Here is a 24,236-nt window from a genome sequence, read left to right on the forward strand (position 1 = left end):
CCTTGACAAAGTCCCTCTATCAAGTCCGGGCCGACTTGTTTTCCGACTATTTGCGGGCTGAACTGCGTGACCCTAGAATTAAGGCTTATTCAGGAGGATAGCGAAAGTCCTAATATTTTTAGAGGCGAAAAACCATGAATAAAGTCGCACAAGTGACACTTTACTTTTGGATCATGAAAATTTGTGCGACTACTTTAGGTGAAACCGCAGGTGATCTCTTGTCGATGACTATGAACATAGGCTACGCCATCAGCTCCATTATCTTACTTAGTCTGTTCTTGATTACGCTTGTCATGCAGCTTCTTTCTTGTAAGTTTCATCCGGTGCTTTATTGGTCAGTCATCCTTACGACCAGCACCGCTGGCACGACAATGTCTGACTATATGGATCGAACTCTTGGCTTAGGTTACGCGAAGGGCTCATTGATCTTGATCACTTGTTTATTGATCGTTCTAGCAGTTTGGCGTTTCAGTGAAAAAACGCTCTCCGTTAGTAACATTCAAACAACCAAAGCGGAGTTGTTCTATTGGGTGGCCATTTTATTTTCAAATACCCTGGGTACAGCCTTGGGTGACTTTTTAGCCGATGATTCCGGCTTAGGATTTCTTGGCGGAGCCATTCTTGTTGGTGGAATCATCACATTAATCGCCGCTGCTTCAATCTTCACACAATTGAATCGGGTTATGTTGTTTTGGTTCGCGTTTATTCTGACGCGTCCATTTGGAGCGACTTTCGGAGACTTACTGACAAAACCTGTCGAAAAAGGTGGGCTGGGATTTGGCACTGTCGGATCATCAATGATACTCGCGGTTCTACTTGTAGCGTTTCTCGTCTATACCATCATTAGAGAAAAGCGCACGTCACCGGAAGCGTTGGCCTAACCAATTTACCCCTGTTGGGTTATTGTGATGCAAAATATAAATTTGACCTGCTTCTTAGCGATGAAGCATTGAGTTTTTCCTCTATTCTAATTTTTTAACAGGTAAGCATGATGCGATCAAAATGGTTGGCATGGGTATTGAGTGTCGGGATAGTTTATTCTCCAGTTCTATGGGCGGATAATATAACTGACTTAACACAACGGGCGGAGCACGGCGATGCTGTTGCCCAAACCGACTTAGGTGCAAAATACGCTTTAGGTAGCGAAGTGGCAAAGGATTATCATCAGGCTCTAAAATGGTTCCAAACTGCTGCTGCACAAGGCAATCCACTTGCCCAATACAATTTGGGCTTAATGTATGCACATGGCGAAGGCTTACCGGCCGATCTTAAAGAAGCGAAGAAATGGTTTTCAAAAGCGGCTGAACAGGGCGATGTACCGGCACAGTTCAATCTGGGTTTAATGTATGCTACTGGTGATGGCGTCCCCAGGCATTATGAAGAAGCATTTAAATGGTTTCGCAAGGCTGCTGAGCAAGGGCATTCGATAGCTCAGGTTGATCTTGGCCTTATGTACCTTCGCGGCGAGGGTACCGCTAAAAATCCGGATGAGGCCGTAAAATGGTTTAGGCAGTCGGCAGAGCAAGGCAATGACATAGCCCAATACCACATTGGTTTATGTTATTCTGAGGGTGAAGGTGTTTCAAAGGACGATCAGGAGGCGTATGTCTGGTTTGCACTCGCCGCGGCACAGGGCGATGAGCAAGCGCATGGATTTCTTGATAAACTTGAATCGGAATTAACGCCAGAACAAATTGCTGACGCACAAAAACGCGCAGCCTTATGGCATCCTGTTTTACATTAACTACTGAGGAAACAAAATGCGTCAAATAATAACAACAACCCTAGGCGCTCTCTTACTATCCGCCGTCACTTTTACAGTGAGTGCCGAGCAATCTGCCGAAATCAGTATTCCTGAAAAAGTAAAAGCCGATATTATAAAAAGACATCCCACGGCTCATGATTTACAAGCCAGTCATGAGAATCATTTTGGTCATAAACTGTTAGAAGTCACCTTCAAAGAAGATGACAAAGATACCAAGCTGGAGCTATTCAAAGCTGATGGTAATTTGTTTACCGATGAACTGCCGTTGGATAGTTTGAATGAAGCGCCACCCGCTGTTAAAGAAGCACTAGAAAAAAATTTTCCAGGTTATGAACTTAAAAAAGCAGAGTTGATAGCGAATCCCAATGGGCCAGGAGAAGAATACGAACTCTATTTGGTTGCCGGAGGCGTTAATTGGAAAGTATCTATTAATGAAAAAGGCAATATTGAGGGGCAAGACCATTACTAACATTCCAACTGATGAATTCAACGAGTAAATATAAAGCCTGATCAACAATGAAAAGCGTCAGTTGGCAGGCCTTAGATCATAAAGGTAACAGCGCGGCTTGTAGTCAAACGCGAGCCCGCTTTCTGTTAAAATAATGTAATAGCTTCATCAACCTCAAGCGCATCATACGAGAATGATGCACTTGAGTTCCTTGACAACCTATCAGACGGCCTCTTCCTCGGTTGAGGAAATATCTTCTGCGTGAGCAAACTTGAAGATTTCTTTTACCTTATCGATCGCTTCACTGCTTTTCGTATGAACAGAAATCAAGGCATTTCCGCCAATGATTTTTCCTTCGTAGCGTTTGGCTTCATACTCAGGAATACCCAGTCCGATTAAACCGCCGGTCAAGCCTCCAGTGGCTGCGCCTACTGCCGCACCACTTAATGCTCCCATAATGGGTCCGGCGGCGATTAATGGACCGACGCCTGGAATAGCCAGAGCGCCAATTCCGGCTAACAATCCAACTACTGCGCCGGCGCCTAAACCTACAGTTCCACCGATAGCCGCCCCTTCCGGCGATTTGGTGTGCTTTTCATGAGCAAAATCCTGGGTGGTGGATTTGTCGGGAAATAATACAGAGATATCATTATTAGAAAACCCCGCCAGCTTCAGGTTAGTAATAATAACTTCTGTCTGCTCGATATTTTTGGCGATACAAAAAACTGCTTTAGTCATGATATTCTCCGATGCCCTTAAGGCGCTTTATTTTCAAGTTGGTTATTTACCTGCACGACACCACGCATTTTCTTGGCGACTTCTTGCAATTTCAGGCTTTCAGCTTCATTTGCAACAGGTCCGCGTAAAGTTACCACGCCATTACGGGTGATGATTTTTGCATTCTGCGCATCGACTGATAGGGATTTATCTCTGACCACAGCCTGACGTATCTTAGCCGTGATTTTGATATCTTTTTTGGTTTCCTTTTGATCCTCCGGGGTTAGCGTAGTGTCGCTCTTGTCGCGAGCATTACGCTCGGTATTTTCCAATTCCGAGTTAGCTGCTAGATGGAATGCGGTATTTTGTTCAGCTCGAACAGGACCGGTCATCATGAGTAGAGCGCCCGTTAAAGTGAGAATAACTGGCAATAATCGTGTAAACATAGTGTGCCCTCTTTAATAGTAAGTATTTATTAACAGGCATCCATGCCGAACAGAAGTTGATGGTCGTATTGCGAGAATTTCAGGATGGCTTCGTTGGATTTCTTCAAAGTTGACATGCTATCAATTGCGTCATCAGGCGCGCCATGGTTCAACAGCGGCTGTTTTAGCACAGACTTTCTCGTTTTTGAACGCTTCTAACATCTGGTTTCCTAAAGCCTAGAGCTGGGTTAGTTGCCTTTTTTAATATCCTGTTTGATATCACCAAAATTACCCTGAGCCTTGCCGATATTCTTTTGGACATTGCCTTCTACCTGCATTTTTTTGTCGTCCAGTATCACGCCGGTTGCTTCCTTGACTTTACCTTTGGCTTCATCGACTCGGCCTTCTACTTGATCTTTATTCAAAGGCGGCGTCTCTTGACTTTCTGTGGCGTAAACGCCAAACGAGCAGAATGTTAAAACGATGGCCGCCACTAAACCTGTGAGCTTTATATTTGTGAATTTCATGTTTATTTCCTGTAAAAAAATGGGGGAGTATTCGTTGCCGCTATGCAGTAGTCCAGTCTGTATGAACTCGATTGCAAAGTTCAGCAGTACTCTTAATGGTTTTTCTTAATATCTTCCTTCAGATCACCCATGCCTGCTCTAACCTTGCCGACATTCTTTTGGACATTGCCTTTCTGCTCCAGCTCATCGTCGTCCAGTATTTTGCCGGTAATTTCCTTAATTTTGCCTGTGGCTTCTTCGGCCCGGCCTTTTATTTGATCTTTGTTCATGTGCATCTCCTGATAATTATTTAGCCATGACCAGATAGTCGTGACCAACGCGGGGAATGATGTTTCCTATCGCCTGTTAAAAGATACAGATAAAGCTGAAGACGGTCCGTGCGCTAACAAACATAGGCGAAAAAGACGGGAGTCAAGTCTTTTCCTTTACTCTTATTCGAATAACCGAAAAGAGTTCAAGCTGTGTAAAAACGCTAATTCGATGTATCCATACATTTTACGTCTTTTTGAATACCCGTCCGGCCTCTCAAAACCCACATTCACTTACCCCTATTATGTTTTTTATTGAAAAACATAGCTTAATCTCCTATCCTCCCTGCTGAGGTTTTGACTGAAGTTAAAGCCTTTGCTCACTATGCTCTAAACTACTCGCATTGGAGACTGTATGAAGATTGGTATACCTAAAGAGATCCACCCAGGTGAAAAACGTGTGGCCACTACGCCTGAGGCCGCAGAACAAATTATAAAACTGGGTTTTTCCGTCCTGCTCGAAAGCGGCGCGGGAATTAACGCTAATATTTCCGATGAAGCCTACAAAGAAGTCGGCGTTGAAATCGTTGACAATGCCAAGACGCTGTGGAAATCAGCAGACATCGTCATGAAAGTTCGCGCTCCCGAGCAGCATCCGGTGCTTGCGGTGGACGAAATCGACCTGTTACCCGAAGGCGGCCGTTTAATCAGTTTTATCTGGCCTGCGCAAAATGAAGAATTAATGCAAAAACTCGCAGCCAAAAAAGCCACGGTGCTGGCTATGGACAGCGTGCCTCGCATGTCCAGAGCGCAAAAACTGGATGCGCTGAGTTCTATGGCCAATATTGCCGGTTATCGCGCCGTTATTGAAGCCGCACAGCATTTCGGCCGTTTTTTTACCGGACAGATTACCGCCGCCGGTAAAATCCCGCCCGCTAAGGTGTTGGTTATCGGCGCCGGCGTTGCCGGTCTTGCCGCGATCGGTACCGCAAAAAGCATGGGCGCTATCGTTAGGGCTTTCGATACTCGCCCCGAAGTTAAAGAACAAATTGAAAGTATGGATGCCGAGTTTTTGATGCTGGACTTTCAAGAAGAAGGTTCCGGTACCGGTGGTTACGCAAAAACTATGTCCAAGGAATTCATAGAAGCTGAAATGGCCTTGTTTGCCAGACAGGCGATGGAAGTGGACATCATTATCACCACTGCGCTGATTCCCGGCAAACCTGCACCCAAGCTAATCACTGAAGGCATGGTTAAGTCCATGAAACCCGGCAGTATTATTGTCGACCTGGCTGCCGAACAAGGAGGTAACTGCGCGTTGACCGAGAAAGATCAGGTGGTGGTAAAACACGACGTGACCATTATCGGTTACAGCAATTTACCCAGCCGTTTGGCTAACCAATCGAGTCAGCTTTATGCGACCAACCTCAGGCATTTATTAACGGAACTTTGCCCCGAAAAGAACGGCACAATCAACGTCAATATGGACGATGAAGTGATACGCGGGACTACAGTTATTAAAGAAGGCAAAATCACTTGGCCGCCACCACCGCCAAAACTCTCCGCAGCCCCTGCCCCGCAAACCGAAGCGCCCGCTTATGTATCGGTACAAGAACAAAAAAAATCTTTCATTCCCGATTCGGTTAAACAGTTTATACCTTTAGTCATTGCCGGGTTGGCGCTATTCGGCATCGGTTCGGTCGCCCCTGCGTCGTTCATGACTCACTTTACTGTGTTTGTGCTGGCGTGTTTCATCGGTTATCAGGTGATATGGAATGTCTCTGCATCGCTACATACCCCTTTAATGAGTGTAACCAATGCTATTAGCGGCATTATTGTGATCGGCGCTTTGGTGCAGGTTTCCTCGCCAACCTTAAATATCAGCATCCTTGCCGGATTGGCGATACTCATTGCATCTATCAATATTGCCGGTGGCTTTTTAGTCACCCGTCGTATGTTAGAAATGTTCAGAAAATAACAGGAGAATATGATGTCCCATAGTTTAGTCACGATGTCTTACATCGTCGCCACCATTCTGTTCATTTTCAGCCTGAGTGGTTTAAGTAATCAGGAAACAGCCCGCAAAGGCAATTATTACGGTATGTTAGGTATGGCGATTGCCATTATCGCTACCGCGTTAAGCGCATCGGTTACCTCGTACGCTATTTTAATCGTTGCGTTGTTAATCGGCGGCGCTATCGGCGCTAGAGCTGCATTAAAAGTAGAAATGACGCAAATGCCCGAGCTGGTTGCCATCATGCACAGCTTGGTCGGTATGGCGGCTGTATTGGTAGGTTACGCCAACTTTATGGACAGCTCTACCAATCTGATCGGCGTAGAAAAAACCATTCACGAAGTAGAAATCTACATCGGTATTCTTATCGGGGCTGTGACTTTTTCAGGTTCGGTGATTGCTTTTTGTAAACTCAGCGAACGTATTAGCGGTAAACCGATGTTATTGCCTGGTCGTCATTGGTTAAACCTGTGTTTACTGATTGCAGCGATCGTTCTGGGCTGGATGTTTTTACAGCAAACCGAAACGGGCGGCGGCTCTATACCTTTATTGATTATGACCGGAATTGCGCTGGTGTTCGGCATACACATGGTCATGGCTATCGGCGGTGCTGATATGCCGGTGGTGGTGTCGATGCTGAACAGCTATTCCGGATGGGCGGCTGCGGCAACCGGCTTTATGTTAAGTAACGATTTATTGATTGTGACCGGCGCATTGGTCGGCAGCAGCGGCGCGATCTTGAGTTACATCATGTGCCGCGCGATGAATCGCAACTTTATCAGCGTTATTGCCGGTGGTTTTGGTACCGGTTCGGGCGGCGAAGCCGCTGTCATTGAAGGCGAAGTAACACCGATCAGCGCCGACGAAACCGCACAATTATTGCTGGATGCGAAATCTATCATGATTATTCCTGGCTACGGTATGGCGGTTGCACAAGCCCAGCATACGGTTAATGAAATCACCAAACTGTTGCGGGACAAAGGCAAAAAAGTCGGTTTCGGCATCCATCCGGTTGCAGGAAGAATGCCCGGCCACATGAATGTGTTATTAGCCGAAGCCAAAGTGCCTTACGACATCGTTTATGAAATGGACGAAATCAACGAAGACTGGGATCATGTCGACGTATCCATCGTGATCGGCGCTAACGACATTGTCAATCCGTCAGCGCTGGATGATCCGAACAGCCCGATTGCCGGTATGCCGGTGTTGGAATGCTGGAAAGGCGAAACCACGATCGTACTTAAGCGCAGTATGGCGTCAGGCTATGCCGGTGTAGGGAATCCGTTATTTGTACTGGAAAACACCCGCATGCTGTTTGGCGATGCGAATGCGACGATGCAGGCGGTGTTGAAGGCTTTGAAAGGATAAGGTTTACTGTGAGTTGGGGGGAGCTTGCGAGACTGTGAAAGTATTCATGTGGGAGGGGCTTTAGCCCCGAAAGTCGGGGCTAAAGCCCCTCCCACGATCAATAAAACAATGACTTAGAAGTCACTAAAATAGTATGCGTCATATTTTCAAAAATACTTTCACAGTCTCTTGCGAACCCCAACATTTAATCTTTTTGTAAATTTATAAAGCCTGATTATCTGAAACAATCCCGCCATTTTCCACACGATTCCGGCCATTATGTTTGGCCCTGTATAAGGCGGAGTCGGCGGCTTTAATCAGACGGCTGGCAATCTCACCGTCTAGTGAAATAGATGTGCTATCCGGCACATACGTCGACACACCGATAGAAATAGTGACTGAGACTGAAATATCATTAACTGCAATAACCAGCGTCTGGATAGCTTTGCGCACTCGTTCGGCCGTTTCCAAAGCCTTGGATTCATCGGTATTGGACAATAAAGCGACAAACTCTTCTCCACCATAACGGACAAATACGTCATCATCTCTTAATTGGTGTTTTATCGTAGCAGCTACCAGAGACAGCACCAGATCACCGCCCTGATGACCATGCCGGTCATTGACCAGCTTAAAAAAATCGATATCGAAGAACTGACAGGAGAGCGGTTTTGCATTGCGTTGACTTCGCTTTAATTCTTCACCGATACGCTGTTCCAAAAAACGCCTGTTATTAACGCTGGTGAGTGCGTCAATATAACTAACCCGTCTCATCTCTTCGACGTTAAGATTATTTTCCAGGCAAACACTGACTACGGAGCTGAGGTGTTCAATGAAATCCGTGCCCATATTATCGACGAATCTATCAGGTTGATAACTGCCCAGATTTAAAGTCCCAAGATATTTGTTTCGTCGAGTTAAGGGCGTAATGGCAACGCTGGCCGGTTGCCTTTGAATATGCGGAAAAAAGTCGGCGCATTGAGCGCTGTCATAAACACCAATATAAGACTGAGTAGCTGTTGCTTTTAACTCTTTACTGAGCAGCATTAACCCGCTTTTTGAGTTGTATGGATAAGCGTTATCGCTAAGCGCTTTTGCAATTTCGCCTGTTTCGTCAATCAGGCATAAGCTGATCACGTCAAGATCAAAATAATTTTTAGCATCTTCCAGCAGGTGATCAATGATATCCGGTAAGGCATTGAGCTTGAGCAATCTTATTTCAAATGCCTGGAACTTCCGCAACGTGGCGCTGTTTTGCTGAACGCGATCAAGCATAGTTTCTAAATGGCTTTGCAGCACGACTAAACCGCTGGTTAAATCTTCTTCCAAGTTATTCTCTGAATAATTAAGACAGTCACGTAAGCCTAGCAGTTCCTTGAAAAAAAACTGAATCAATCGTCTGTTTTATTGCACAAATTGTAATTTCTTATTTGTTCATTGAAGATTTTCGCCTGTTTGGTGTTGACCGGTAAAAATATATTTATTCGATCAAACAATCATCAACAAACAGCGTGCTCCTGGCATATTTTTTCACTATCGGTTTGGCTAAGTCGTTCTTTGGTTAAGCCGCAAACAAAGCCATCCGAAGTTCTGGTGAAATATTTACATGTTTTACAAAGCCCGAATGATTGGGATTTATTGGCTTTTTGCAGAGCGGTCAGCGCATTAACGAAAACATTTTCCTGGCTTTCGTTTTTATTAAAAATAGCCGAAGCTTGGCTGTATAAATCTACAGGACGGGCTTTATTCAAAATAGCATCGCCTTCGGACACAAGGCTTAGATGCACCATGCGCCGGTCATTGACATCCGCTGTTTTTTTTATGTAGCCTTTTTTTTCCAATAAAAGCACGGTTTGGGAAACCGTGCCGCGGGTCATGCCCAAATAATTGGTCAGCGCTGCCGGGGTGTCGCTATAGCGGTTGCAGCGGGACAAATAATCCATTACCTGCAAATGAACCGGTTGCAAGCCTAATTCTGTACACTTTTTACGTTCTTCAGAACGGATCAGTGCTGACATCCGCTCAATCAGATCAAATACATCAATTTTTTCCATAGAACCTGTAAACATTTATTAATGTTGACAAAAAATAATATTCTATCACAACTAACCGTGTATCGAATCGATACTGTTATTGCATAAGCAAATTTTTATTTGTTGTACTGCTTGTCGGCTAAATACGCTATAGCAGCCGCAGGAGCGCAGTCCGCTATAGTCATATCTGATTGATTTAAAGTTGCCGGAAATAAATCGGAAAAATCAAGATAGGGCCGATCTAAGTTCAATGCAATCTGTTTAACCAGAAACCGTCCTACTCCGGCACCGATTAATGGACTGTTTTGTGAAAGCTCATGTTGGGATAACCGAATTTCGCAGCCGCGTTGTATTTGCTGTATTTGCCGAGCACGAATGTTTTCGGCAAATTGCTGCCAACGTGGCAGTTCATCAGCATAAAAATCACAGCCTATCATTCGTGATAACCGTCTGGCGCTGGCTGGAACGGTTTTTTCGGCGCCATCCGCTGTGTCGGTTTGGTCATGCGCATCATTGAGTTCTCCGGTGACGCGATAAACATCGGCCATGGTCGCAAAATACTCGGCCATCAGACCGATTTTTTTGCCTTGATCATCTGCTGTTTGAGTAACGGCCATCACCGCGGTTCTGACGATACCGGTATAAATCAACTCTTGAGATATTAAACGCTGATAATCGGTGTAACCTTCCGCCCGCACTTGCCCGCACTTGAGCAGGAGTATATCCGTGGTAGTACTGCCGCAATCGACAAAAAGCCCGTTGCCTAACTTTTGCGCGGCAAATGAGGCGCTGGCCAGCCAATTGGCTGAGGCGATCGAGGTATAATTCCGGACTTCAATTTGTGAGGATTCCACTAAACCTTGTTGACCGGCAAAAACCAGCATACTTGATCCCGGCAATAAATCGGTCATGGTGCGAATGATTTGTTTAACGCCATCGTCCCGATTATCGAACAAGTCAACCAACTCCCCCGTCATGGTCATCGCATGACAATAATTCGAGTCAGCCAATTGCTGCATAATTGCATTTACAGCGCCTTGCAGTTGCTCGATCCCTTTCCATAATGGGCACGGTTGCTGATAAACGGCGATAATCTGACCGGCGTTATTGATTACCGCCGCTTTGACATGGGCACCGCCTATATCCCAACCTATGATATTAGCTTGCATGAGTTTCCTGTTTTGCTTGAACGGTAACGGGCCTGTTATAAGCCGGATTGATTATCGGCTCGCCATGCATTAACTGTAAAACAGCCTCGGCAATATTAATACCTAAAGCATCGTATATGCCTACAAATGAAGTGGTCAGGCGGGGATTTATTTCAAGTACCCATGTACGATCGTTTTCTATCAAGTCGATACCTGCATAACCCCATAACTCAGGCAAAGCTGCGGCAATTTCATCAATCAATTGCTGGTACGCACTTAAGTCGCGATAGTGATTCACTACGATGCCTGTCAAGTGATATTGCTGATCGGTGAATTCGAAGCGCTGTAAGTTGGCACAAACTAACCAACCCCGGCCTTGCTTGAATAAACACGACAAACTGGTTTTAACGCCTTGAAGATGCGGCTGTATGACGTATTGCCCCTCTGATGTAACCATTTGCTCAAAATCCAGCCGGTTAGTGATGACACGACTGTCTGAACAGCCTACGCCATCTATCGGTTTAATCATCCATTCACCGGGGGAATAAGCATCATCAAACATACGCGTAGGAACGGAGGTTATATGATGTCGATTGAGCAATTCATAAGTCTTGAATTTGTTGCCGGCTATGGCAACGGCAGTTGCGGGCGATGTCAGTAATACTTTACCCAATGATTCAACCGTTTGACACAGGTTTTGTAAGATACCATCAAATTCCGGCGCAATCGGCCATACCAGATCGGATTGCTTAACCAGTCGGACAAACTCTTCTGTAACATCATGTTCCGGCCTGATAATAACACTGTTTACCTCGATTGAATTTGCTAACCGCCAGTCGAGCATGATGGTTACTTCGAAGCTGTTTAATCGAATCAAATTATCAAGCAACGCATTAAGCATCAAACTCCCTTCACCCGTCAGGGAGTCCGGCAACTCCTGCTTATTAAAGCCGCCGCCAGTGATATACTCGAACACCAGAATTTTCACAATATCCAATAAATAACTATAAAATACAACGTTATATTATATCACCAGCAAATTTTGCTTCATGAAAATAATCCCGGTAATAGATTTAAAAAACGGTGTCGTCGTTCATGCCCGGCAAGGCAATCGCGAGCATTATCAGCCCATTAATACTGAGTTGTGCAAGTCATCTGATATTTTTCAGGTGATTGAGGCGTTCCGGAGTGTTTATGAGTTTAATATCTTTTATATTGCAGACCTTAATGCGATTACCGGTCAAGGTGATCATAATCCTTTAATAGCTGAGGTGCTGGCTCGTTTTCCGAAAATAATATTCTGGATAGACAAGGGTTATCAAAAATACGATGAGGATGTACATCTTCCAGGAAACACCCTGCCTGTTTTGGGCAGCGAGTCTTATCGGAATGAAACGATCTCGGAGATTAAAGCTTTTAAAAACAATTTTATTCTTTCGCTGGATTATTCAAATTCGGGTGCTTTGGGTGCGGAAAGTCTTTATTCCGACTCAACTTTTTGGCCGAAAAACATCATCATCATGACATTGGAGCGCGTAGGCAGCAATCATGGCCCCGACCTGAACAAGTTAACTGAGTTTTGCAGGCAATATCCGGACAAAAATTTTATCGCCGCAGGCGGTATAAGAAATAAACAAGACTGTGTACTTTTAAGTAACGCAGGCATTCATCAAGCGCTTGTTGCCAGTGCGCTGCATTCCGGCGCCATTAAAACTGAAGATATTGCAGAATTTTAGGCAAAAAAATACCCCGTTAAACCGGGGTATTTTTAGCATTCTTAGTAACTAAATTAAAACTTAGTTAGCAGCGAATGGATGTACAGCAGTACCTTTAGCAGCAACAACTTCAGCAGCTGTAGGAGTACCGGCAACAGCACGTTTCAGAGCTTCTTTAGTAGCTTCGTAGTTGTATTGTTGGATTTTAGCATCGTCTTCTGCAGCCCAGTGAATGAATACACCAACTGACACGAATAAATCATCAGCTTCAGCAGCAGGGATTGTGCCGTCTTCTACACAATCAGCAACAGCCATAGCAACACCGCGTTGTGCTGGGCCAAACATTTGAACAGCTTGTTTTGCGCCTTTGATTGTTACTTTGTTGAACATAACAGTTGATGGTTTAACCATCAGGTTAGGTGCAACAACAGCCAATAAGCTTGAAAAGCCGTCTTTGTTGTTTGTTAAGCAGTTTGCGAATGCAGTTTCAGCAGCTGAACCACGTGGTCCAACCATCAAATCGATATGAGCAACTTCGTTGCCTTCACCAACTAACGATTCGCCAACGCATAATTTATTAATTTTAGCCATGCTTGTTATCCCCTGTGAAGAAAAAAATGAAAAAATTGAATCTACTATCGACATTATTAATGTCCCCTTATTTGTTTTTAACAAATTCCATTTGAAGCCCTATTAGTAACAGTACAGTATTGTTACTGATTAAGATCCTCTAAAAATGCCGTAAATACTGTCGCCACAATCATGTCGGCTGTAGTACCCGGATTTATACTATAAAGTTTAAGCTCCTGATCCAGGCAAAAAAGCAACGGCTTTATCTGCTCAGGATTATCAGTTTTTAACAGCTCCCCACTGAGCCGAGCCATTTTGCTTGCTACCATCTCAGAGTACTGATCTCCGTATTTCCTTTCGATATGACTATCGGGAAACTGGCTCAGCATATCAGCATATATCGCGACTGCCGCCCAATTCCTATCACCCCATCGATCAAGTCCAATATTATACCTTAAAAGTAGGAAATTAAAAATATCTTGATAATCAGTTGTGTATTGGAGCGCGATACGATCCCTCTCGCTGGCTATTTTCATTGCCTCAGCCAGTGTAACTGATGCTTGAGCATTAACATCCTGCTGCTCAGACTCACCCAATCCACCCGGCGATGCTAATGTTATAGCCTTGAAAACCCAATCTGCATCTCCTATTGTGGTATCGGAAATAACCTTGCTGACAGCCTGCCTTAACGTTAATCCAGGATGTTTATGACTGATTGCCTGGACCAGTGGCGCACAAAGCAAAATAATACCTAAATTGGTATTGCAACCTACAGCCTCGCGTGTGGCCTTGACCGCATAATAGATCTTTTCGCCCAAGGAATAATCCGGATTGCAAAGAGGTTCCGCACTGACTTTCGCGCTAAGTCTAAAGTCAGCCACGGTCATATCGTGACCATCCGCATAAACACTGACATTGCCGGGCTTAAATGCCTGCACGTCAACCTCGCAGGCTTGCCGATAAAGCTCGCTGAGTTGTTCCTGCGAAATCATCACGCCGCTACACGTTTGTTCATTTTGCGCGTTATTAAATCGTCCGCCATCAGCTCGGCAATATTGACATCGCAAACGCTTTCCAATCCTTTCCATGCCGGTATGCTGTTAACTTCAATGACTGTGCAACGCCCTTCCCTATCCCGAATAATATCGACTCCGGCATAATCCATCGCTAGTGCTGTCGTCGCTTTAACGGCCAAATTAACCATTTCGGGTTCCAAATCGATCAGCTCACAGGCTGCTCCTCGAGCAACATTATTTAACCAAAATTTTCCGCGTCTGCGCATTGCAGCAACCGCTTTACCATTAATCACAAAAATACGATGATCGGAAAAACCGGCACCTTCGCAATGCACAAAGCGTTGCAGATAATAAACGCCGTGACTGCTGGTCAACCAGAACAAGTCGGTCGACTTTTCGATGCGGCGTATGCCTTCACCCTGAGAACCGAACAAGGGTTTGCTAATCAGAAAATTCCCCTGCTTTAATTCAGTTCCCGCAATCCTTAATGCATGCTCACGATCACGTAACACCCAGGTCATCGGCGTCGGTAGTCCCGCATTGTGCAGTAAGAAACTAGTCATGGCCTTATCGACGCTGCGCTCTACCGCATGTCCGTCATTGTAGACGGGAATTCCCATAGCCTTTAGCGCATGCAAGAAATCCAGATATAACACGACTTCCTCAAGCGAACCGCCGGGAACGCCGCGCACAAAAACCGCATCGGGAAGCTCATGCTCAAAGCCCGGAATAAAAATCGGCTGTCGGCCGGGTTCGATTACAAACCGGCATTCTGTCAGCGAAACATAGTCACAGGTATAACCGTGACTGGCAAAGGCCAAGCTTAATTGTTTGCCATGCCAGCCCGGATCATCGGTAAAAATGGCTATACGCCCTTTCATATCAGCACTCCCATCCGCCGAAGTAGGGGCAATAACGCAAGATAGCAAACAATGGTGGCAATTACCGCCATTCCGAGACTCAACCAAAAGACCAAACCGTGTTTAAGTAGCAATGACAACATTAAAAAAAACATTAATGACGGTAGCACCAACCAAAAAACCTGACTGGAAAGCGCTGCAATTTCGAAGGATTCAGCACCATCAAAGTGCATCCAGATTATTGCCATCAACGAAGTAAGCGGCAATGAAGCGATCAGTGCTGCAAAGCCGCTATGACGTTTGGCAATTTCCGAAATAAGTACGACGATGAGTGCGGAAATAGAAAACTTCAGAATGTAATAAAGCATTACAGTGCGTTTTATGCCCCAAACGACTGATCCAACAAAGCATTATCCAGCTTGCCTGCGCGAAAACTTTTGCCTGATTCCACCGCAGTCACAATAACGCTAGCTGGACTAAATAACATTGCATCGATTTTAAAGAAGTCGTATTCATACTGTTTAAAGATATCCGCAAACGGTTTGCCGTAATCTTTAGAGGTTGAACTGGGTAGTTCTTTAGCCAGTTTTTCAGCGTCTTCGTCACTGCCTTTGACAAAAATATGCACCTGACCGGCAAACAAAATTGCATCATTAGTACGCCCCATCGCTTTGACGAAATTCGGATGCGGAGGACAGATAGGCGCGCTGCCGCTACCGTCGATAATATTTTCCAATGGAAAATGCAAGGCATGAGCCTTATGCATCGCCACTTCCAACACTCGTGCAACAACCTGTACGCCGCCAGCCAAACTGCTGGTTGGGGTAACAATGATGGTCAGTTTGGATGGATCGACTTTACAAGCGGCGGCGACTTTTTCAACAATTTCAAGCGGCGGCACTGCATCATTTTCAATCACCAAGACAGTGGAATCATGGCTATCCTGATAATCCAATTCCTTGTATAACTCTTCAACCGGTTCCTGCTTACCGTCTTTCAGCTTGGTAGCCATAGCGCGCGCAGGGCCTGAACCTAATGCATAATATTTTTCATGGGACAAGCTCCAGCCTGCATATTGACTGCCCAAACACCCCAGAACCGGATTACCGGTATGCACATTTACCGACAACGGCCAGTTATCGGTATAAGAGCTGTGATTGATAGTCACAGTGCCCATGCCGCCAAGACAGATTTCAGCAATAATACGCCCCGCCTCGATTCCGCCCGGTACTTTAATGCCCGCATCGATAATAGTGCAGCCATTGGCTAACTTTTCCACGCCTAAACGTAATTTATCGGCATTCTCAAGTAAATGCTGCACCAAGGGCTGGGTTAATTTATTAACGCTGGCTGTATATTCCATGTTGATCAAAACCTTTCTAGTTTATTAATGATAAATTGTTGCTTGGTCAGTAGCTGTTCCACTACAGACTGTAAGTTATTTTGGTGCGCAATAATACTGCACAATGGCTGCCCTGCGCGACACATATTGCCGGGTTTGGGCAAATCCATGCACCATCCCGGCCATTCAAAATAGTCTGGGATAATTAATTCATGCTCGGCATAAATGACTTGATAGCCGGTCTGTAGAGGCGCTTTTAGCCAACCAGAGTCTAATCGCTGGGCGAATAAAGTCGTCCCTACACTGGCTTGAATATGCCTGACCAGTAAATCCTGATCATCATATAACTGCATACTGGCAGAAAGACGCGGGTTGATTTCCAGAACATAGCTGCAATCTTTCGCATGAACAAAGTCCAGAGAATTCAAGCCTTTTAACTGAAACACCGGAACCATTTGTTTTAGCCAGCCCATTATCTCGGTCTTGTGTTTATCCTGCAGATCAGCGTTATTGACCAGGCCTGAAAAAACAAATTCCTGAGTCTCGCTTAAACGAACAGGCCACTGGGTGTTAAAGCCGATGATTTCCACCTGCTGACCGTCGGCCAGAAACAGCACCGAATGCGCCGTACCGGTTTGAAATTTTTGCCAGTAAACCGAACTATCGGCAGCATTGGCATAATAACGTTTTATCCCGATACCGCCCTGCCCTTGCATGGGCTTAACCAGCCAATTTTCGGCACAATCAGGCGCACTAAAAACAACATCGGGGTATGGAATATTTAACTGATCCAGAACCGAAAAAAATGCCTGCTTATCAAATTGCCTTGTAAAAACATCAGGATGATTACCCAGTATAATCAACCTGCTATTCAGGTAATACAAGCTTTCAAGGCAACCTTCAAAGCCACTGCCGTAAATAACATGGGCAACTGCATAACGATCGATAAAATAATCGACGGCAGGTGCCAAGTCTTGTTCAGCTAATGATTTTACCTGACGGAAATCTTCCGCGTAGCTTTGGGTGTCCAGATCAGCAAACAGGTCAATAACCAGCGGCTTTAAGCCCGCCTTTCTTGCTGCCTGCGCCAACATTCGACCTGAACCCGCGACTATCAACACTGTTTCTATGCTGTCGGCATCGATAGGTTTCGCTGTCGCTTCCCCCATCTTATATATCAACCAACAAAAACAGCGCCTCCACTGTTTCGCGCACTAGCCACAACAAAACTCAAATTATCGAAATGCGCAAACGCCTGCCTGGCCTGACCGGCAATCGATTCAGCTAACTCGGCTCCGTCAATAGCACAAAATCCGGTCGGCCCCCATGAAGTTTGGCCGATAGCAGACGCACCTTGCCGCTCCAGCCATTGCATGGCCGCCGCAACTTCGGAGCTGGTAAAAACGCCGCCCTGTGCCGAAGAAAAATGCTCGCCAACCGAGCGTTGCAATTGGGTAATCGCATCGCCGAATTTAACGATGTCGTTTTCGGCTACCGCAGGCAAACCCTGCATCAACAGTAAATAGCATAACCGTGCAGCTTCCTGTTGTGGGAAAGGCGGCAGCTCTTTAAACGCCTGTATTTCCTGTTGACCATGTAAACCTTGGCCTCGCTGATCGAACACCAGAATAAAGCGCCAATCGTCCGGCAAATCCATGTGCGCCAATACCGGTGGCGTAATAGTTTTTTCACCGCGGCCGCCATCGACAACCAAGCCGCCCTGCTCAAAAACACCGATGCCGATGCCGGAACGCAAACCCCGGTCGGTCATGGACGCGATTTCACGCACGCTAAGCCCCAAGCCGTAAAATTCACTAAGCGCCGCACCGATTGCCAAGGACATTTGCGTGCCTGAACCTAACCCTACATGCTCCGGAATTGCTGTTTCAATCGTAATATTGAGCTTGTCCGATACATGCAATGCCTTGCACAACATCGACACACACTTATCTGCCCGTTGGGCGGTGGGACCGGTAACGGAGCGTTGATCGGCGCCGGATACTGACACACGGGTACTGATTTCGTTAAGCGCAACGCCGATACTGCCGAAATGTCGGCCTAATGATCCGCTTAAATCGATGAAACCCATGTGTAATCTGGCGGGAGCAATGACTGAGACTTTAGAATGATGAACTATCAAGGGTTATGACTGTCTTGTAATGCAAAAGGTTATGCTGCAAAAAATTGCTGGAAGTATACATGATCGGCCTATCCGCGGCGAACTAAGCACTGATGACATTCGCCAATTGAGCCAAATCATTGACCACTAAATCGGACAGCTCAACTGTCAGCGGATCGACTTGCGCTGTCGATGGTATAAACACCGAAACAGCTCCCGCTCTGGATGCCGCCACAATACCGGCATGAGAATCTTCAAGCACCAGACAGCGGCTGATGTCCACCTGCAACACCTCTGCGGCTTTTAAAAAAATATCCGGTTCCGGCTTGCCGTACTGAACATGGTCGCGGGTGATAATGATTGGAAAAACATCGTCGATCCCTGCCAGCTCAAGGCATTCCAACGCGTTTACCATCAGGCTGTTAGTCGCCAGACAATAAGGCATGTTTTGGTTAATCAGCAATTCCAACATTCCGGTAAAACCGTGTTTGATGTTTATGCCATGGGCATTAACGTAGTCGCGCCAAAACTCGCCGCTTAAGCGGTTAAAAATTTGCAGATCAAACTCAGCCCCGCAATATTCAAGCAGTCTCGGCTCTATATCCTGATAATGCAGCCCTGACAGCGCCCGGCAAAACTCATCGGAAAAGTCATAACCCATGGCGCTTGCAGCCTGTTGCCAAGCAATAAAATAAGTGCTTTCGGTATCCAGAACCAAACCGTCCATATCGAATATCACCGCAGCAAAATCAGCTAATCTGAGCACTGAATAACCTTGATATATTCGCCATGCGCTTCACGGCTGGAACCGACTACGATGCGTTTAACGCCATGTTCGGATTGCTCCAGCACGCCTGACACTTCAATCATTTCGCCGCTAACCGCCTGCCCGGTATAAGTCGCCGTAAAACTGACAATAGAACTGATCTGGTGATGATCTATTGTAAATTCAGCCGGATAATCAAACGCGTGAGCATCGTCAGTTACCCTGCACTGCAAAGTAACCGCACCGCATTTTTGATATACAACGGCATTGGAATCGGCGCAATGATCAATAAAATTCAAATCGAATTTTCGCCCGTTAATCACCGCCTTGTTGCATTTACGCCGCTCATGCCAGACATAATCATCAAAACTCAAATCGCATGAACGGCGTTCATAAGATTGCTGCCAATCCTGATCATTCAAGGCCTGTAAACATTCTTGCTCGATAAGCTCGCGGGTTATTGCCCGGCATTGATGAAAAACATCCCTGCTGTAACAAACCAAATCAATATCCGAATCTTGCTTTTGCACGCCGACCAAAATAGAGCCTGTGACGCCGGTTTGCGCCAAATCCAGCCCATGTTGCTCAAATAATTCACACAACCTGAACAAATCCCGTTCGACAGCCGCCGCGCCTGCTCCCAGCATGCTTGCGGCATACACACCATCCCTGGCAATATCATGCCGATTCGCTTGCATGAGCTGTTGCAAGCGGTGTTTGGGCTGGTGATGCGTGACGATTCGATCTATTGCGACCGCATGCAAATGCGCATCTAAAACCGGGGAATAATGCAGATAATCGGAGTGCTGTTGTTGCAGCAGGTTATTGGCTTGTTCGGTGACGACTTTTTTCCAGCCGGACGGCGTCAGCACATAGCGTAAAAAACACAGCACTTTGCCATCTTCCAATCCCTGCTCAACCACAGCAAAAATAAGCCCTTCAGCAGTTTCAATAAAATCTTTGGCAAAAAACATGATCAACAAATGATGGGCTTATTTTTATCGCAACGGTAAACGAATAAAATCCAGGCAGAAAGCCTGGATTCAAGATATTTAATAAGCGAAATGACGTTCATCCATTGCGGCGGGCGCGGTGAAGAACTTCTTAAAGTACGGCATAAAGCTGGCTGTGATCGGTATGGAATAAAAACAATACATTGCTGCGGCTTCGCCGGTTGATACGCCGAATATCCACTGAGGCATAAACAGCGTCATAATCGCCATAACAAAATGATACGAAGCGATACGCCAGTTATCTTTCCAGACAAAACCGCTGACCGCCAAACCAAACAACGAACCCCAGGTAACCAACAGGCCAAAGGCGCTGGAGATGTGGTAACCGATATGGTATTTGCCCATAAACAAGCACGAGATCATATTACCTATAAAATTCGGCGCAATTTCTAATAATTGCCATTCTTTTGGCATAAAGCTGAACAGCAGAAATGAAGAGCTCAAGATTACGCCGGTAATGGTCGCCTTTTTCAACGCGGTTTTATCGGACGAATAAGTCGCCAGAGCGGGCATAATCGCCAATGCCTGCAAGCTGATGTGGTAGACCGACATCTCGCTCAAAAGTTGATTTGTACCGTAACCGCACTGATCTGCAACCGGATAAGCGAAATACTGAATAAATTCCATCAAGGAAAAATGAAAAATAGCGTAAGCCCTGGCAACCCGAACCCATAACAGTTCATCTTTATCCAGAAAAGTGACACCGGATGCGGCCAATCCGGCCAGCCCCAGGCCAAGAGACATATCAGCACTAAAACACATAAATTATTCCTTAACTCATTGTTGTTAAAAAAATCGCAAAAAAAATTACCTTTATTTTTTTACAGTAGTTTTTATTTTACAGATTTGAAAGTGTCATGACCACCCAGTCCGGCTCAAAAGTAATTATTTTGATATCGAAACACTATAGATTTAGTGCATGATTAATCACGACAAGTGAGCGGGGTGAATCCGAATAGATTACCGTCCGTTAAAATAGCTTACACGGCTGATGTTACGCATTGTCCACGAAAAGCACGAAAGACACGAAAGTTATTAAATTTTCGTGTCTTTGATGTTTATAGCACATTCGTTTTTAATCCGCCGTGCGTAACGTCAGTTACACAGCCGGAACAAAATACCGACGGTAACGCCAAATTAATCTGCATAAGCGGGATATAAAGGCATGGAATCATATAGCGATTTCAATGCGTCGATGATACATTCTATAGAAATCCTGACGATATCTTTAAACGCCGGCGACTAGAAGGAGAATGTATGGATCTTCATCAGCTCAAGATAATCATTCTGCTGTTAATGGCCGTACTCGCTTTGACAACAATCGCACGCAAGCTTGCCATTCCCTATCCAATTCTGTTGGTGATCGGAGGCTTGGTTTTAAGTTTCGTACCCGGCCTGCCCACGATTCATCTTGACCCTGATCTGGTATTCCTGGTCTTTTTGCCCCCCCTGCTCTGGGCGGCAGCCTATTTTACGTCTTGGCGGGATTTTCGCGCCAACGCTCGCCCGATCACACTATTGGCTGTAGGCTTAGTACTGGTTACGACGGCTGCGGTTGCGGGTGTAGCTCATGCCGCATTGCCGGGCCTTGGATGGGCCGAAGCCATTGTTTTGGGCGCTATAGTCTCGCCACCCGATGCTGTTTCTGCTACTGCGATCGTGAAGCAACTTCACCTTCCCCGCAGGGGCGTCACCATACTGGAAGGCGAAAGTCTGGTCAACGATGCGACCGCTTTGGTGCTTTATCGCACGGCGCTTGTAGCGGCGGTCAGCGGCACTTTTGAGCTTAGTAACTCAGTCATGGACTTCTTTCTTGCAGCAAGCATGGGCATTGCTGTCGGGATCATCGTGGGCATCGTGAGCTGCTGGGTGTTACGCCTGACCGAAGACAGTTTCAGCGAGATCGCCATTACATTGCTGGCTCCTTACATTGCATGGGTCCTGGCCGACCAAGTTCAGGCCTCGGCAGTATTGGCCTGCGTGACTGGAGGCCTTTATCTCCGCCAACATTTCAGCGCCATCGTTGCACCGATTACCCGAATCCAAGCGAGGGCGGTCTGGGATCTTCTGGTGTTCTTACTCAACGGCATCATTTTCATCCTCATCGGCCTGCAACTCGATACTCTCCGTGAGGCGATTCCGTCCAGCCAATTGGCTTCGCTGACTGTGATCGGCATACTGGTCAGTACGACAGCCATCGTTGTACGTCTGATATGGGTTCCTATAGCGGCCTGGCTGCCCCGATTCCTAAGCTCTTCGTTACGGGCACGGGATCCGATGCCGCCTTGGTCGAATCTGCTTATTCTCGGCTGGAGCGGTATGCGTGGCGTTGTGTCCCTTGCTGCTGCATTAGCGCTGCCTTTCACTACAGCCGCAGGAGCTCCTTTTCCTTTTCGTGCGGAAATAATCCTGATGGCCTTCATGGTCATTCTGGTCACATTGGTATTACAAGGCTTATCGCTTCCGCTGCTGATCCGCCTTTTGAATTTAGCTGAAGACAGAACCATTGAGTATGAGGAGAGAAAGGCTAGGGAGCGTGCAGCAATGGCCGCTCTGGAGCTTCTTGATACGGTGGCCGATGAAGGTTGGCCGGTTCCGGACCACATCGAACAGCTACGGGTCCACTACAGCCGTCGCTTGCAACGCAACGTCAATCTTGACGCTCCTGGGGCGGAATGCACAAAAGAGGTAACCAAGGCATTCAGGCGTTTGCGGCACGAGACTCTGACAGCTGAGCGATTAGCCGTGATTAGCCTTAGGAACGATGACGTGATCAGCGACGAGATCCTGCATCGCCTTGAACATGAACTTGATGTCGAGGCACTGCGGATCGGCATTGGCGAGCTACGGGTTTCATCCGGGCCGCGCTCTAAGAAGCCATAGCACTTCAAACAAAGTCAAACGCTTATCCGACGATGATTACGCAGTGAATCCACCGTCAATCGTCAGACTTGCTCCGGTTACGAAGCCCGCTTCAGCTCCGGCAAGATAAGCGACCATAGCCGCTACTTCGTCGGTAGTGCCGTAGCGTGGCATGGCCATTTGCTTCCGCAGCATGTCTGCAAAGTCGCTGTCTTCGGGGTTCAAGTCGGTGTTGATAGGCCCCGGCTGAACATTATTGATGGTGATGCCGCGAGGACCGAGGTCGTGCGCCAGTCCCTTGACCAAGCCCACCAGCGCAGCCTTGCTCATGGCATAGACTGCACCGCCCTCAAAGGGTACGCGCTCGGCGTTGCAACTGCCGATCGTAATGATGCGCCCGCCCGTCTTCATGTGCTTTACAGCGGCCTGGGTGGCAACGAACACCGCACGCAGATTCACAGCCAAGGTGCGATCAAGATCTTCGAGCCGATAGGCGTCAATGGGCGCTATCACGGCAATGCCGGCGTTGTTGACTAAAATATCAATGCCGCCCAACTCATCCACCGTCCGTTCCACGACAGATACCACCGCATTGGCATCTGCGCTATCGGCCTTGATCGTGATAGCCTTGACTCCAAACGCCTGAGCCGCCTTTGCCGTTGCGTTCGCTTGGTCGGGTTTGCTAACGTAGGTCAGCGCGACATGGGCGCCTTCTTGAGCGAGACGCTTTACAATCGCGGCGCCAATGCCCCGGCTACCGCCAGTTACCAATACCCGTTTATTCTCAAGTTGATGATTCATAACCTTCCTCTTGATCAGAAATGCCTAAAAAGGATCAGGCATTATTCGAGCAGCTTCAACTACAAACCCTAAATACAATACGTCAAGCCCCTATACAATACGTATGAATACCCAAATGACTGGCGCTTGCTAGTTTTTAATCGAGTGAATATACTAGCTCCGTATAACCTGCTTTAGGTATTCATGGACTATCGTCCGCAGAATTGAAACGGGAAGTCGGTGAGTTCGCTCAAGATCAAGCAAACAAAGCCTACGCTGCCCCCGCAACGGTAAACGAGTAAAAGTTAGTAGACGCCACTGTGTAATTCATGGGAAGGCGCTAACCTTGGAAATTCAAGCATTGACATCCAACTCGTGAGCCCGGAGACCGGCCTGAAGCAATAATCGAATTTGTGCGCGGAGGGCGCCCAGATGGATTGCTCTCTTTCGCGTCCGTCCTGTTTTTCTCCCTGTACAGATTATTTCCGCCGGTAGCATCGCCGGTTTTGCTGTCTCTTCACTCA

The 24,236-nt window shown here is 46.5% G+C and carries 27 protein-coding genes and 1 riboswitch; of the genes, 7 read left to right on the forward strand and 20 right to left on the reverse strand.

Annotated features, from left to right (window positions below; genetic code table 11):
• The first annotated feature begins 134 nt into the window (after positions 1-134).
• The 3 genes from V7051_RS12225 (at position 135) to V7051_RS12235 (ending at position 2,234) form a co-directional block, all read left to right on the forward strand.
• The gene (locus tag V7051_RS12225) at positions 135-881 is read left to right on the forward strand and encodes a COG4705 family protein (RefSeq protein ID WP_333875358.1); all 747 of its coding nucleotides are present in this window, start codon (positions 135-137) and stop codon (positions 879-881) included.
• 107 nt (positions 882-988) lie between these two features.
• Positions 989-1,744, forward strand: a complete 756-nt coding sequence (locus V7051_RS12230; protein WP_333875356.1) for a tetratricopeptide repeat protein — start codon at positions 989-991, stop codon at positions 1,742-1,744.
• A 16-nt stretch (positions 1,745-1,760) separates the two neighbouring features.
• Positions 1,761-2,234 carry a hypothetical protein gene (locus V7051_RS12235; RefSeq protein ID WP_333875354.1) on the forward strand — a complete coding sequence of 158 codons (474 nt, stop codon included), beginning with the start codon at positions 1,761-1,763 and terminating at the stop codon, positions 2,232-2,234.
• Between the two features lie 201 nt (positions 2,235-2,435).
• Here V7051_RS12235 and V7051_RS12240 read toward each other — a convergent pair whose 3' ends face one another.
• The 5 genes from V7051_RS12240 to V7051_RS12260 all read right to left on the reverse strand — a co-directional run bounded on the left by V7051_RS12240 (position 2,436) and on the right by V7051_RS12260 (position 4,151).
• On the reverse strand, positions 2,436-2,951 hold the full coding sequence (locus tag V7051_RS12240) for a hypothetical protein (protein WP_333875352.1): 516 nt from the start codon (positions 2,949-2,951) through the stop codon (positions 2,436-2,438).
• 17 nt (positions 2,952-2,968) lie between these two features.
• The gene (locus V7051_RS12245) at positions 2,969-3,376 is read right to left on the reverse strand and encodes a BON domain-containing protein (RefSeq protein WP_333875351.1); all 408 of its coding nucleotides are present in this window, start codon (positions 3,374-3,376) and stop codon (positions 2,969-2,971) included.
• 29 nt (positions 3,377-3,405) lie between these two features.
• Positions 3,406-3,546, reverse strand: a complete 141-nt coding sequence (locus tag V7051_RS12250) for a hypothetical protein (RefSeq protein WP_333875348.1) — start codon at positions 3,544-3,546, stop codon at positions 3,406-3,408.
• A gap of 57 nt (positions 3,547-3,603) precedes the next feature.
• Positions 3,604-3,882, reverse strand: a complete 279-nt coding sequence (locus tag V7051_RS12255) for a CsbD family protein (protein WP_333875346.1) — start codon at positions 3,880-3,882, stop codon at positions 3,604-3,606.
• A gap of 92 nt (positions 3,883-3,974) precedes the next feature.
• Positions 3,975-4,151, reverse strand: a complete 177-nt coding sequence (locus tag V7051_RS12260) for a CsbD family protein (RefSeq protein WP_333875344.1) — start codon at positions 4,149-4,151, stop codon at positions 3,975-3,977.
• A gap of 394 nt (positions 4,152-4,545) precedes the next feature.
• Here V7051_RS12260 and V7051_RS12265 point away from each other — a divergent pair, with 394 nt between their 5' ends.
• On the forward strand, positions 4,546-6,108 hold the full coding sequence (locus V7051_RS12265) for a Re/Si-specific NAD(P)(+) transhydrogenase subunit alpha (protein WP_333875342.1): 1,563 nt from the start codon (positions 4,546-4,548) through the stop codon (positions 6,106-6,108).
• Between the two features lie 12 nt (positions 6,109-6,120).
• Entirely contained in the window at positions 6,121-7,512 is a 1,392-nt protein-coding gene (gene pntB, locus V7051_RS12270; RefSeq protein WP_333875370.1) for a Re/Si-specific NAD(P)(+) transhydrogenase subunit beta, read from the forward strand.
• Between the two features lie 201 nt (positions 7,513-7,713).
• Here the strand turns inward: pntB and V7051_RS12275 are convergent, their stop codons facing one another.
• From V7051_RS12275 to V7051_RS12290, 4 genes are all read right to left on the reverse strand, one after another.
• Positions 7,714-8,817 carry a sensor domain-containing diguanylate cyclase gene (locus tag V7051_RS12275; RefSeq protein WP_333875341.1) on the reverse strand — a complete coding sequence of 368 codons (1,104 nt, stop codon included), beginning with the start codon at positions 8,815-8,817 and terminating at the stop codon, positions 7,714-7,716.
• A 170-nt stretch (positions 8,818-8,987) separates the two neighbouring features.
• The gene (locus V7051_RS12280; RefSeq protein ID WP_333875368.1) at positions 8,988-9,542 is read right to left on the reverse strand and encodes a MarR family winged helix-turn-helix transcriptional regulator; all 555 of its coding nucleotides are present in this window, start codon (positions 9,540-9,542) and stop codon (positions 8,988-8,990) included.
• A gap of 95 nt (positions 9,543-9,637) precedes the next feature.
• The gene (locus tag V7051_RS12285) at positions 9,638-10,690 is read right to left on the reverse strand and encodes a hydantoinase/oxoprolinase family protein (protein ID WP_333875339.1); all 1,053 of its coding nucleotides are present in this window, start codon (positions 10,688-10,690) and stop codon (positions 9,638-9,640) included.
• Entirely contained in the window at positions 10,680-11,657 is a 978-nt protein-coding gene (locus V7051_RS12290; protein ID WP_333875337.1) for an ATP-grasp domain-containing protein, read from the reverse strand. The genes V7051_RS12285 and V7051_RS12290 overlap by 11 nt, the downstream gene beginning before the upstream one ends.
• Positions 11,658-11,718: 61 nt before the next feature.
• On the opposite strand from V7051_RS12290, the gene V7051_RS12295 reads away from it, so the two are divergent.
• The gene (locus V7051_RS12295; protein WP_333875335.1) at positions 11,719-12,405 is read left to right on the forward strand and encodes a HisA/HisF-related TIM barrel protein; all 687 of its coding nucleotides are present in this window, start codon (positions 11,719-11,721) and stop codon (positions 12,403-12,405) included.
• A gap of 60 nt (positions 12,406-12,465) precedes the next feature.
• On the opposite strand, the gene fae is transcribed toward V7051_RS12295, so the two are convergent.
• The 10 genes from fae to V7051_RS12345 form a co-directional block, all read right to left on the reverse strand.
• Positions 12,466-12,975 carry a formaldehyde-activating enzyme gene (fae, locus tag V7051_RS12300; protein ID WP_027150261.1) on the reverse strand — a complete coding sequence of 170 codons (510 nt, stop codon included), beginning with the start codon at positions 12,973-12,975 and terminating at the stop codon, positions 12,466-12,468.
• Between the two features lie 122 nt (positions 12,976-13,097).
• Positions 13,098-13,946 carry a triphosphoribosyl-dephospho-CoA synthase gene (locus V7051_RS12305; protein ID WP_333875363.1) on the reverse strand — a complete coding sequence of 283 codons (849 nt, stop codon included), beginning with the start codon at positions 13,944-13,946 and terminating at the stop codon, positions 13,098-13,100.
• Positions 13,946-14,851 (reverse strand): ATP-grasp domain-containing protein, encoded by a 906-nt coding sequence (locus tag V7051_RS12310; protein WP_333875333.1) that lies wholly within the window; start codon positions 14,849-14,851, stop codon positions 13,946-13,948. The genes V7051_RS12305 and V7051_RS12310 overlap by 1 nt, the downstream gene beginning before the upstream one ends.
• On the reverse strand, positions 14,848-15,198 hold the full coding sequence (locus tag V7051_RS12315; protein ID WP_333875331.1) for a DUF3147 family protein: 351 nt from the start codon (positions 15,196-15,198) through the stop codon (positions 14,848-14,850). Before V7051_RS12315 ends, V7051_RS12310 begins: the two co-directional genes overlap by 4 nt.
• Positions 15,199-15,209: 11 nt before the next feature.
• A complete protein-coding gene (gene mch, locus V7051_RS12320; RefSeq protein ID WP_333875329.1) occupies positions 15,210-16,193 on the reverse strand; it encodes a methenyltetrahydromethanopterin cyclohydrolase in 984 nt (327 codons plus the stop codon).
• Between the two features lie 5 nt (positions 16,194-16,198).
• The gene (locus V7051_RS12325; protein ID WP_333875327.1) at positions 16,199-17,341 is read right to left on the reverse strand and encodes an ATP-grasp domain-containing protein; all 1,143 of its coding nucleotides are present in this window, start codon (positions 17,339-17,341) and stop codon (positions 16,199-16,201) included.
• A gap of 8 nt (positions 17,342-17,349) precedes the next feature.
• Entirely contained in the window at positions 17,350-18,261 is a 912-nt protein-coding gene (locus V7051_RS12330; protein WP_442919656.1) for a beta-ribofuranosylaminobenzene 5'-phosphate synthase family protein, read from the reverse strand.
• A 133-nt stretch (positions 18,262-18,394) separates the two neighbouring features.
• A complete protein-coding gene (locus V7051_RS12335) occupies positions 18,395-19,057 on the reverse strand; it encodes an HAD family hydrolase (RefSeq protein WP_333875323.1) in 663 nt (220 codons plus the stop codon).
• A complete protein-coding gene (locus V7051_RS12340) occupies positions 19,045-20,031 on the reverse strand; it encodes a hypothetical protein (protein WP_333875321.1) in 987 nt (328 codons plus the stop codon). The genes V7051_RS12335 and V7051_RS12340 overlap by 13 nt, the downstream gene beginning before the upstream one ends.
• 78 nt (positions 20,032-20,109) lie before the next feature.
• Positions 20,110-20,832: a DUF5765 domain-containing protein gene (locus V7051_RS12345; protein WP_333875320.1), complete on the reverse strand. Its 723-nt coding sequence runs from the start codon at positions 20,830-20,832 to the stop codon at positions 20,110-20,112.
• Between the two features lie 495 nt (positions 20,833-21,327).
• Between V7051_RS12345 and V7051_RS12350 the strand changes: the two genes are divergently transcribed.
• Positions 21,328-22,953 carry a Na+/H+ antiporter gene (locus V7051_RS12350; RefSeq protein ID WP_333875318.1) on the forward strand — a complete coding sequence of 542 codons (1,626 nt, stop codon included), beginning with the start codon at positions 21,328-21,330 and terminating at the stop codon, positions 22,951-22,953.
• Positions 22,954-22,989: 36 nt separating this feature from the next.
• Here V7051_RS12350 and V7051_RS12355 read toward each other — a convergent pair whose 3' ends face one another.
• Complete coding sequence (locus tag V7051_RS12355; RefSeq protein ID WP_333875316.1) at positions 22,990-23,733, reverse strand: 3-oxoacyl-ACP reductase family protein; 744 nt, start codon at positions 23,731-23,733, stop codon at positions 22,990-22,992.
• A 158-nt stretch (positions 23,734-23,891) separates the two neighbouring features.
• A riboswitch (cobalamin riboswitch) is annotated at positions 23,892-24,123 on the forward strand.
• The last annotated feature ends 113 nt before the right edge of the window (positions 24,124-24,236 follow it).

Origin of the sequence: Methylobacter sp. (genome assembly GCF_036845245.1) — a bacterium.
Classification (GTDB): Bacteria; Pseudomonadota; Gammaproteobacteria; order Methylococcales; family Methylomonadaceae; genus Methylobacter_A.